This window comes from Gordonia sp. i37, assembly GCF_002043085.1.
GTDB lineage: Bacteria > Actinomycetota > Actinomycetes > Mycobacteriales > Mycobacteriaceae > Gordonia > Gordonia polyisoprenivorans.
Genome location: NZ_MVPX01000443.1, coordinates 25441 through 35551, shown reverse-complemented (window position 1 = coordinate 35551; position 10111 = coordinate 25441). Strand labels below are relative to the sequence as shown.

The following is a 10111-nucleotide window of genomic DNA, read 5'->3' as shown; positions in this document are numbered from 1 at the left end:
CCCCCCCCCCGCCGAGATCACGCAGGTTGGGCAGGGTCTGGACGGGACTGGGAGCACCCGGCGACGAGGTCATCGCACGAGTATCCCAAACCGGCACCCGCCGAAGCATCGAGCGCGTCCGGGAATTCATCTCCTGTTCGGATATCCTGAACGCCGTGGTCGAGCACTCCCCCTCCGGACGTCACCCCGGCGCCCGAATCCGCAGCGCCCGCATGACGAGCGGGGTGTCGCTGCGCGAATTCTCCCGCCGGATCGGGATCAGCCCTGCGACGCTGAGCGCCACCGAGAACGAGCGGACGGGCATCAGTGTCGAACGACTCGAGACCATTGCCGCGGCACTGGGCATCCACCCCTCGACACTGCTCGAGGACGGCCCCCCGCCCGCCTTCGACGAGCCCGCGAACACCGATGATGACGCGGGCACCTCACGGGCGTGGCGCGATTTCGGCGGTGCCGAGGTCGCCGACCCCGTTCTCGATGCGGCGCTGAGTTGCATTGTGGCCAAGGGATATCACGGGTGCTCCATCCGCGACATCGCCGACGCCGCCGGGCTGTCGGTGGCATCGTTGTACCACCATCACGAGAGCAAGCAGGCCATGCTCGTCGATCTGTTCGACCAGACGATGACCGAACTGCTCGATCGCGCGGCAGGAGCGCGGGACGACGCGGGCGGCGACCCGGTGCGCGCCTTCACCCTCATGGTGGAAAGCCTTGTCCTGTATCACAGTTACCGTCGACGGTTGTCGTTTCTCGGCGCCACCGAAATGCGCAGCCTCGTCGAACCCAACCGGCGCCGGATCGCCGATCGGCGAGTAGCGCTGCAGCGCATGTTCGACACGGAGGTCGATCGCGCCGCCGCGCAGGGCCGGTTCGGCGCCCCGCGCCCCCGTGACGCCTCCCGCGCGGTCGTCGGACTGTGTATCGGCGTCGCCGACTGGTACGACCCCGACGGTCCCGACACCCCCGAGCGGATCGCCGCGCTCTACACCCGGTACGCCCTCAATCTCGTCGGTGCACGCCCGTAGTCAGCAGGCTCGACCCACATTGTTCGGATAAGCCGAACAGCTCGCGGTGAAATGTGCTCCCGGCAAAGCCGTGACGGTCGCCGGTTCTGGTGTCTGATCACAGTATTGACAGGCACATGACCAACAGGCACCCTTATCGTGACCGATCGATCGCTCAGTTGTCATGGGCGTCGAGCACCCCCACCGAGAGGACCCACCCGTGACCGCATCCGAGAAGACGTTGCAAGGACGCACCGCCATCATCTCCGGCGGCAGCCGTGGAATCGGTGAGGCCATCGCGGTCCGGCTGGCCCGCGCGGGCGCCAACATCACCCTGCTGGCCAAGACCGCCGAGCCGCATCCGAAGCTTCCCGGCACCATCTACACCGCGGCGCAGGCCATCGAAGAGGCCGGCGGACAAGCACTGCCGATCGTCGGCGACATCCGTGACGATCAGCAGGTCGCCGACGCCGTCGCCGCGACCGCCGAACGCTTCGGCGGAATCGACATCGTCATCAACAACGCGAGCGCACTGAACCTCACGGCGACCGCCGAGATCGACATGAAGCATTACGATCTCATGCAGGACATCAATGCGCGCGGCGCATTCTCCTTGTCCCGCAGCGCAATCCCCCACCTCCGCAAGTCCGACCACGCGCATGTGCTTACCCTGTCACCGCCGATCTCCCTGGAGCCGCACTGGTTCGACGAGATCGGCACCGCCTACACCGTGTCGAAATTCTCGATGACGATCGTCGCCCTGGGCCTGTCACGAGAACTGGCCGCCGACGGCGTCGCGTCGAACTGCCTGTGGCCGCGCACCACCATCAGCACCGCGGCCGTGCGGAACATCCTGAGCGAGAAACTGATCGCCCGCAGCCGCAGCACCGAGATCATGTCCGACGCCGCGTACGCGATCCTGTCGAAGGACCCGTCCGCGGCCACCGGCCAGTGCTACATCGACGACGAGGTGCTCTCCGCCAACGGCGTCACCGACTTCGCCAAGTACCGCACCGTCGACAGTGACGACGAGCTGGAGCTCGATTTCTGGACGACCCGCCGATAAGGGTTGCGGTGAGATCGGCGAATCCGGTCTCAGCAGGACGCAGCCCGGGCTAGGATCGTCGCCAGCGTCGGCGGTGTCGAGGAGGTAGGGCATGCCCGGAGCACGCTCCACAGGACGTGATCACACCCATCTCGAGGTCGAGGACTACGACCGGATCTTCGGCGTCCTCGAACGCGTCCAGGACGCCGAATCACTGACCGAATTCACCGGCGAACTGCACGAAGCCCTCGGTACCCGGTTCGATCTGCGCAACACCACCTGCTTCACCGGACCGACCTACGATGCGCTCTTCGACGATCCGCAGCCCGTACTTCAGGGCCGGATGTTGCCGCTGTTCCGGATCTATCACGCCGGTCTGCGCTACGACGACGTGTTCCGGCTCCCCGAGGCTCACGCGATCCTCGCCCGCACCGCGGCCCTGTCGGCCCATGAGCTCAAGGATCTACCCACACCCACGCGGGATTATCTGGCACGCCTGCATGATTCCGACCTCGACGGCGTGCGGACCATCTATCTGCGCCATCCCGGTGGGCACAGTCTGATCGGCCTGTTCTCGCACGAGGCCAACCCGCCCAAGGCCGACATGGCAGTGCTGCGACTCCTGGGCAAGCAACTCGCCGCCATCGCCCGCCACCTGCCCGAGCATCGGGCACCGGCCCTGACGAAACTGACCCGTCGTCAGCAGGAGGTCGCGCAGTTGGTCGCGCAGGGCCTCACCAACGCCGAGATCGCGGCCGTCCTGGTGGTTGCCGAGGACACCGTGAAGAAACACATGAGCCAGATCCTGGCCGTCACCGGTTGCCGGTCCCGGACCGAGCTCGCCCTCTGCCTGGGCTGAGCCCGGCCCGAAAGTCGCGTGTGAGCCGGCGATTTTCGGTCAGGAATGTCCCCGTGACGGGCGTAGATCACGCCGCAGCACACGCCACACGTGCGCACGACTCCCCGAACAGGCCCAGAACAACTCCACCTTCGTGGAATATCGCGGCGCGCCGGCCGGTGTGAGCCTGGTTACAGCCCGGCCACCGTTCGACGCCGGCCACACTCGGAGGAAGTCTCGTGTCTCGACTCAAGTTCGGAACCTTCATCGCACCGGTCCACAAGCCGGGCAAGAACCCGACGCTCGCCCTCGCACAAGATCTCGAACTGATCGAACATCTCGATCGGCTCGGCTATGACGAGGCGTGGATCGGCGAACACCATTCCGCGGGATCGGAGATCGTCGCGTCGCCGGAGATCTTCATCGCCGCCGCGGCCGAGCGCACCAAGCACATCAAGCTCGGTACCGGTGTCACCTCGATCGCCTACCACAACCCGCTGTGGGTCGCCGATCGCATGGTGCTGCTCGACCACCTCACCCGTGGTCGCGTGATGCTCGGCGTCGGTCCCGGATCCCTGCCCACCGACTCGGCGATGATCGGCCTGAATCCCATTCAGACGCGGGAGATCCTCGAGCCCAACCTCAGCATCATCCTCCGGCTCCTCGCCGGGGAGACGGTGACGGAGAAGACGATCACACACGAGCTGATCGACGCCCGGTTGCAGCTGCGCCCGTACTCCGACATCGAGGTCGCCGTCGCCGCGGTCGCCTCGCCGACCGGCGCCCGCCTGGCCGGCACCTACGGGCTCGGACTACTGAGCATCGGCGCGACGTTGACCCCCGACGGCTTCGACGCCCTGGCCCATCACTGGAACGTCGTCAACGAGCGCGCGGCCCACTCCGGTGCACAGGTCGATCGCTCCGGCTGGCGGCTGGTCGGTCCGTTCCACATCGCCGAAACGCAGGAGCAGGCCTACCGCGACGTCGAATACGGCATCGAGCACTGGTTCGAGTACTTCCAGCACATCGCTGCCTTCCCGCAGATGGCGGTGTCGGGCAGCAACCTTCGCGAGATGATCGACTTCATCAACAATGCCGGGATCGGCGTCATCGGCACCGCCGAACAGGCGCGCGCCCAGGTCCAGCGTCTGGTCGATCAGTCCGGCGGATTCGGCTCGATGCTGCTGATGGGCCATGACTGGGCCGACGTCGCCGCCACCAAACGCTCGTACGAGATCTTCATGCGCGATGTGGTCCCGCACTTCCAGGGCCAGTACCAGCCGACCATCGACGCCGCCGAGCACGCCCGCACCGTGCGTGAATCCCACGCACAGGCCCAGCTCAAGGCGGTCGAGCACATGACGCAGAAGTACCAGGAGGAGACGCAGGCCCGCTGACCGGCCGACCGAGCGATCCCACGGCAACCCAGGTCTGGAAATTCTATGGAAAGAGTTGTCTCCCATTATGACTGACTTGCGATCCAGTACCGTCGACGCGATTCTGCGGCGGACCGCACGGCGCTACCCGAACGTCACGGCGATCGTCTTCGACGAGCGTTCGTGGACCTACTCCGAACTCGACGACATGGTCACCCGCGCGGCGCATGCCCTGCTGTCGCGGGGGCTCGTCCACGGCGATCGGGTGGCCACCTACGGCCGTAATTCGGATGCGTATCTGGTGGCGTTCCTGGCGTGCTCACGCGCCGGCCTCGTCCACGTCCCGGTCAACTATGCGCTGACCGGTGAGGAATTGCGGTATCTGATCGACGATTCGGGCGCCGCACTGGTACTCGTCGATCCGGATCTGGCGACATATGTGAGCGCGGCGTCGTCGGTGGCACACAGCCCGCTGCACGGTGGCCCCGACGGCCTGCTGGAATCCTCGACGACCGGCGCGGTTCCGGTGGTCGACATCGAGATCGCCGACACCGATCTGGTGCAGCTGCTCTACACCTCGGGGACCACCTCGCGCCCCAAGGGAGCGATGATGTCGCATCGGGCGCTGATCCACGAGTACTTCTCCTCCATCGAGGCACTCGACTACGCCCGGGACGACAACCCACTGCATGCCATGCCGCTCTACCACTCGGCCGGCATGCACGTCCTGATGATGCCCTACATCGCGATCGGCGCGACCAATCGCCTCATCAAGGCCCCGGATGTTCCCACGGTTCTGCGTCTGATCGAGTCCGAGCGGATCGGGTCGATCTTCCTCGCGCCGACGGTCTGGGTTCCGTTGTCGCAGCACCCGGATCTGGCGACGCGTGATCTCTCGTCGTTGCGCAAGGCGATCTACGGTGCGTCGATCATGCCGCTTCCCGTGCTGGCGCGCCTACAGGAACGACTGCCGGATCTCGGCTTCTACAACGCCTTCGGTCAGAGTGAAATCGGTCCGCTGGCAACCGTTCTGCGGCCCGAGGGCCATGCCGCCCGGCCCGCCTCGTGCGGCCTTCCGGTGCTCAACGTGGAGTTACGGGTGGTCGACACCGACGGCAACGACGTGGCACCGGGAGACAGCGGTGAGGTCGTCTACCGCTCGCCGCAATTGTGCGACGGTTACTGGAACAATCCCACCGCAACGGCAGAAGCCTTCCGCGACGGCTGGTTTCATTCCGGTGACCTGGTCACGATCGACGAGGAAGGCTACGTCACCGTCGTCGACCGCATCAAGGACGTCGTCAACACCGGAGGAATCCTGGTGGCCTCGCGTGAGGTGGAGGATGCCCTCTACACCCATCCGGCGGTCGCCGAGGTGGCGGTCATCGGTGTCCCCGACGAGAAGTGGATCGAGGCGATCGCGGCCTTCGTGGTGCGTTCCGGCGAGGTCGAGGAGGCCGAACTGATCGCGCACACCCGCGAACAATTGGCAGGATACAAGGTGCCCAAGCAGATCCACTTCGTCGAGAGCCTTCCGCGCAACGCCTCCGGCAAACTCCTCAAACGCGAGATCCGTCGCAACGTCCTCGACGCACCGGTCGGCGAGGTGGCCCGATGAGCCTCGAGGATTTCCGACATGTGTTGGGGCACTTCCCCACCGGGGTGACCGTCGTGACCGCGATGACGCAGGAGGGTCCCAGCGGATTCTGTTGCCAGTCGTTCTCGTCCCTGTCTCTCGACCCGCCGATGGTGCTGATCCTGCCTGCCCGGACATCGACGACGTGGCCGCGGATCGAGGCTGCCGGACGATTCTGTGTGAACGTCCTCGGCCACGATCAGGCCGACCTCGCACTCGGCTTCGCCCGTTCCGGCGGCGACAAGTTCGCCGGTGTCACATGGGCGCCCGGCCACAACGGCGCACCGCGCGTCGAGGGCGCCTGCGCCTGGATCGAGGCCGAGGTCGCATCGATCGGCGACGGCGGCGATCACGTCGTCGTCCACGGCCGGGTGTCCGAACTCGCCGCCGACAGTTCGGTGGCGCCGTTGATCTTTCATCGCGGCGAGTTCGCACAGCTCAACTGTGCGTGACCCCCACACTCCCCCATCTCCCGAGAAACCGAATCGCAGGAAAACATCATGCGCGCAGCAATGTTCTACGGACAACAACACGTCGAGATCGTCGATGCCGACGAACCGACACCCTCGACCGGCCAGGTCAAGATCAAGGTGGGATTCAACGGGATCTGCGGGTCGGATCTCCACGAATACTATGCCGGCCCCCTCAACATCCCCACCGAACCGCACCCGCTGACCGGGCAGCAGGCACCGCTGATCCTGGGCCACGAGTTCTCTGGGACCATCACCGAAATCGGTTCGGATGTCCAGGGATTTGCAATCGGTGACCGGGTTGCTGTGGAGCCCATCTACTCCTGCGGCACGTGCGACCGATGCACGAGCGGGCATTACAACACCTGCGCCCAGATAGGCTTCCACGGGTTGATGGCCGACGGCGGGATGGCCGAGTACACCGTCGTACCCACTCACATGCTGCACAAGCTGCCCGACGATCTGCCGCTGGAACTCGGCGCACTGGTCGAGCCGATGTCGGTGGCCTACCACGCCGCCTGCCTCGGTGAGGTCGGCCCGGGCGATCACGCCCTCGTCTTCGGGGCCGGGCCCATCGGCATCGGGCTGTGGTACGCACTTCGCGGGCTGGGGCTCACCGACGTCACCGTCGTGGAACCGTCGGCCCCGCGTCGCGAGGCCATCGCCGCTCTCGGTGCGCGCGTGCTCGATCCGACCACCGACGACGTCGTCGCGGTGATCGCGAAGGACACCGATGGCCGTGGCGCCGACGCGGTGTTCGACGCCGCAGGCGTCACCGCGACCGTGGCGACCGGATTGGCATGTCTGGCAGCACGTTCGCCCTTCATCTGTGTCGCCGTCTACGAGAAGCCGATCGAGACCCCGTTGCTCAGCCTGCTGTTCGGCGAGTCCCGCATGCAGGGCTCACTGGGCTACACGTCCGCCGACTTCGACGCGGTCATCGAACTGATGGCGGCCGGGCATTACGACACCACAGGTTGGGTCACCACGGTGCCGATCGACGACGTCGTCGCCGAGGGCTTCGACGCACTGCACGCCGGGAAGAAGATGAAGGTCCTCATCGAGCCGTAGGGCTCAGCCGTCGGTTCCCAGGACTGCGCGTCGGGCGCCCGACTCGTCGCCTGCTGCCGTCGGGATCTCACAGACGCCGTCCCTGCACACGGCCCCGTGCCCACCGAGCATGGCGAACCCGTGTGCAGGGGCGGCGGATTCGTTGTGCGTCACGCCTTCTTCCTCGACGCGTGACTCCTCAGGCATCGGCGCGCTCCCGCGCCACCGTGCGCAATGCGTCGGCGAAGGTCTCCGGCGACTGCGCGCCCGAGAGACCGTAACGTCCGTCGATCACGAAGAACGGGACGCCACTGATGCCGTACGCACGGGCCTGCGCGATGTCGGCGGCCACGGCGTCGGTGTAGGTGCCGTCGGTCAGGGCGCGAAGCGCGGCGTCGCGGTCGAGTCCGATGTCGGCCGCGAGATCGGCGAGATCGGCGGCCCGTCCCACATGCCGGCCCTCGGTGAAGTACGCGCGGAACAGTCGTTCGGCCATGTCGAGCTGGCGCCCTCGGGCTTTCGCGAAATGCAGCAGTTCGTGCGCCTTGAGCGTGTTGGTCTGCTGTAGCGCGTCGAAGTCGTAGGTCAGTCCCGCCTCGGCGGCGATCGCGGCGACCTGCGCCAGCATCTGCCCGACCTGATCGCGCGGCATGCCCTTGTGGCCGACGAGGAAGTCGACCTCGGTGCCGTCGAAGTCGACCGGGGTGTCGGGGGCCAGCTCGAAGCTGTGATAGGTGACGGTGACGCGATCGGCGAGACCGGATTCGGCGAGACCGGCCTCGAACTTCCGCTTCCCGATGTAGCACCACGGGCAGGCGATGTCGGACCACACGTCGACGGGGATCGTTGAACTCACGAGCGGTTCAACCGTCGTCATCGGGCCGGCATTCCGGCCACGCGCGGCAGACAACGCCGAAGGCCGGCCACCCCCGTGGGGTGACCGGCCTTCGTACTGTCGTGCGTCAGAGGGAGACCGGGCTCAGAAGCCCATGCCGCCCATCTCGTCGCCACCCGGCATGGCCGGGGCCGGGTTCTTCTCCGGCTTGTCGGCGACGACGGCCTCGGTGGTGAGGAACAGCGCCGCGATCGAGGCTGCGTTCTGCAGCGCCGAGCGGGTGACCTTCACCGGGTCGTTGATGCCTGCGGCCAGCAGGTCCTCGTAGGTGCCGGTGCCGGCGTTGAGGCCGGTGCCCTTCGGCGAGTTGAGGATCTTGTCGGCGACGACGCCCGGCTCGAGCCCGGCGTTGAAGGCGATCTGCTTGGCCGGAGCCGACAGCGCAACCTTGACGATGTTGGCGCCGGTGGCCTCGTCACCCTCGAGCGAGAGTGCGTCGATGGCCGGCTCGGACTGCAGCAGGGCCACGCCACCGCCGGCGACGATGCCCTCTTCGACGGCAGCCTTCGCGTTGCGGACGGCGTCCTCGATGCGGTGCTTGCGCTCCTTGAGCTCGACCTCGGTGGCCGCGCCCGCCTTGATGACCGCAACACCGCCGGCCAGCTTGGCCAGGCGCTCCTGCAGCTTCTCACGGTCGTAGTCGGAGTCGCTGTTCTCGATCTCGGTGCGGATCTGCGCCACGCGACCGGCGATCGCGTCGGCATCACCGGCGCCATCGACGATGGTGGTCTCGTCCTTGGTCACGACGACCTTGCGGGCGGTACCGAGCAGCTCGACGCCTGCACCCTCGAGCGAGAGGCCGACCTCTTCGCTGATTACCTCGCCACCGGTGAGGATGGCGATGTCGGCCAGCATGGCCTTGCGACGGTCACCGAAGCCCGGGGCCTTGACGGCGACGGACTTGAAGGTGCCACGGATCTTGTTGACGACCAGGGTCGAAAGGGCTTCGCCCTCGACGTCCTCGGCGATGATCAGCAGCGGCTTGCCGGCCTGGATGACCTTCTCCAGCAGCGGCAGCAGGTCCTTGACGGTCGAGACCTTGCCCGACACGAGCAGGATGTAGGGGTCCTCGAGGACGGCTTCCTGACGATCGGCGTCGGTCACGAAGTAGCCCGAGATGTAGCCCTTGTCGAAGCGCATGCCCTCGGTGAGCTCCAGCTGCAGCCCGAAGGTGTTGGACTCCTCGACGGTGATGACGCCCTCTTTGCCGACCTTGTCCATCGCCTCGGCGATGAGCTCACCGATCGATGCGTCGCCCGCGGAGATGCCGGCCGTCTGAGCGATCTGCTCCTTGGTCTCGACCTCCTTGGCGCTCTTGAGCAGCGACTCGGTGACGGCCTCGACGGCCTTCTCGATGCCGCGCTTGAGGCCGAGCGGGTTGGCGCCGGCGGCGACGTTGCGCAGACCCTCGCGCACGAGCGCCTGGGCGAGCACGGTGGCGGTGGTGGTGCCGTCACCCGCGACGTCGTCGGTCTTCTTGGCAACTTCCTTGACGAGCTCCGCGCCGATCTTCTCGTACGGGTCCTCGAGCTCGATTTCCTTGGCGATGGAGACACCATCGTTGGTGATGGTGGGGGCGCCCCACTTCTTCTCCAGAACGACGTTGCGACCCTTGGGGCCCAACGTCACCTTGACAGCGTCGGCGAGGCTGTTGAGGCCCCGCTCGAGGCCCCGGCGGGCCTCTTCGTCGAACGCGATTTGCTTGGCCATGGGTAAGTGATCCTCCGATAGGGGGTGACACCAGGTATCTATGGCCGGACTCGGTGCCCGCGACGGACGACCGGTGTGTCATTCGGA

Annotated in this window: 10 protein-coding genes; 7 read left to right on the top strand and 3 right to left on the bottom strand. The window is 66.5% G+C overall.

Annotated features, from left to right (window positions below; all coding sequences use genetic code 11):
* Nucleotides 1–155: 155 nt before the first annotated feature.
* The 7 genes from B1964_RS21950 to B1964_RS21920 all read left to right on the top strand — a co-directional run bounded on the left by B1964_RS21950 (nt 156) and on the right by B1964_RS21920 (nt 7440).
* The gene (locus B1964_RS21950; RefSeq protein WP_079931270.1) at nt 156–1025 is read left to right on the top strand and encodes a TetR family transcriptional regulator; all 870 of its coding nucleotides are present in this window, start codon (nt 156–158) and stop codon (nt 1023–1025) included.
* A 199-nt stretch (nt 1026–1224) separates the two neighbouring features.
* Nucleotides 1225–2070 carry an NAD(P)-dependent oxidoreductase gene (locus tag B1964_RS21945; protein WP_006372497.1) on the top strand — a complete coding sequence of 282 codons (846 nt, stop codon included), beginning with the start codon at nt 1225–1227 and terminating at the stop codon, nt 2068–2070.
* Nucleotides 2071–2161: 91 nt separating this feature from the next.
* Nucleotides 2162–2908, top strand: a complete 747-nt coding sequence (locus tag B1964_RS21940) for a helix-turn-helix transcriptional regulator (protein WP_079931269.1) — start codon at nt 2162–2164, stop codon at nt 2906–2908.
* A 218-nt stretch (nt 2909–3126) separates the two neighbouring features.
* The gene (locus tag B1964_RS21935) at nt 3127–4284 is read left to right on the top strand and encodes an LLM class flavin-dependent oxidoreductase (RefSeq protein WP_079931268.1); all 1158 of its coding nucleotides are present in this window, start codon (nt 3127–3129) and stop codon (nt 4282–4284) included.
* Nucleotides 4285–4351: 67 nt separating this feature from the next.
* Complete coding sequence (locus B1964_RS21930; RefSeq protein WP_079931267.1) at nt 4352–5881, top strand: fatty acyl-CoA synthetase; 1530 nt, start codon at nt 4352–4354, stop codon at nt 5879–5881.
* Nucleotides 5878–6351 carry a flavin reductase family protein gene (locus tag B1964_RS21925; protein ID WP_079931266.1) on the top strand — a complete coding sequence of 158 codons (474 nt, stop codon included), beginning with the start codon at nt 5878–5880 and terminating at the stop codon, nt 6349–6351. The genes B1964_RS21930 and B1964_RS21925 overlap by 4 nt, the downstream gene beginning before the upstream one ends.
* Before the next feature lie 48 nt (nt 6352–6399).
* Nucleotides 6400–7440: a 2,3-butanediol dehydrogenase gene (locus tag B1964_RS21920; protein ID WP_079931265.1), complete on the top strand. Its 1041-nt coding sequence runs from the start codon at nt 6400–6402 to the stop codon at nt 7438–7440.
* 3 nt (nt 7441–7443) lie between these two features.
* Here B1964_RS21920 and B1964_RS21915 read toward each other — a convergent pair whose 3' ends face one another.
* The 3 genes from B1964_RS21915 to groL all read right to left on the bottom strand — a co-directional run bounded on the left by B1964_RS21915 (nt 7444) and on the right by groL (nt 10024).
* Nucleotides 7444–7626, bottom strand: a complete 183-nt coding sequence (locus B1964_RS21915; protein ID WP_079931264.1) for a hypothetical protein — start codon at nt 7624–7626, stop codon at nt 7444–7446.
* Complete coding sequence (locus B1964_RS21910; protein ID WP_079931263.1) at nt 7619–8296, bottom strand: DsbA family oxidoreductase; 678 nt, start codon at nt 8294–8296, stop codon at nt 7619–7621. Before B1964_RS21910 ends, B1964_RS21915 begins: the two co-directional genes overlap by 8 nt.
* Nucleotides 8297–8398: 102 nt before the next feature.
* Nucleotides 8399–10024 (bottom strand): chaperonin GroEL, encoded by a 1626-nt coding sequence (gene groL / locus B1964_RS21905; protein WP_006372490.1) that lies wholly within the window; start codon nt 10022–10024, stop codon nt 8399–8401.
* Nucleotides 10025–10111: the final 87 nt, after the last annotated feature.

Excerpts from the sequence above, each read along its gene's own strand:
- B1964_RS21940 (WP_079931269.1), top strand. The coding sequence starts at position 2,162 with ATGCCCGGAGCACGCTCCACAGGACGTGATCACACCCATCTCGAGGTC.
- B1964_RS21930 (WP_079931267.1), top strand. The coding sequence starts at position 4,352 with ATGACTGACTTGCGATCCAGTACCGTCGACGCGATTCTGCGGCGGACC.
- B1964_RS21925 (WP_079931266.1), top strand. The coding sequence starts at position 5,878 with ATGAGCCTCGAGGATTTCCGACATGTGTTGGGGCACTTCCCCACCGGG.
- B1964_RS21920 (WP_079931265.1), top strand. The coding sequence starts at position 6,400 with ATGCGCGCAGCAATGTTCTACGGACAACAACACGTCGAGATCGTCGAT.
- B1964_RS21915 (WP_079931264.1), bottom strand. The coding sequence starts at position 7,626 with ATGCCTGAGGAGTCACGCGTCGAGGAAGAAGGCGTGACGCACAACGAA.
- B1964_RS21910 (WP_079931263.1), bottom strand. The coding sequence starts at position 8,296 with ATGACGACGGTTGAACCGCTCGTGAGTTCAACGATCCCCGTCGACGTG.
- groL (WP_006372490.1), bottom strand. The coding sequence starts at position 10,024 with ATGGCCAAGCAAATCGCGTTCGACGAAGAGGCCCGCCGGGGCCTCGAG.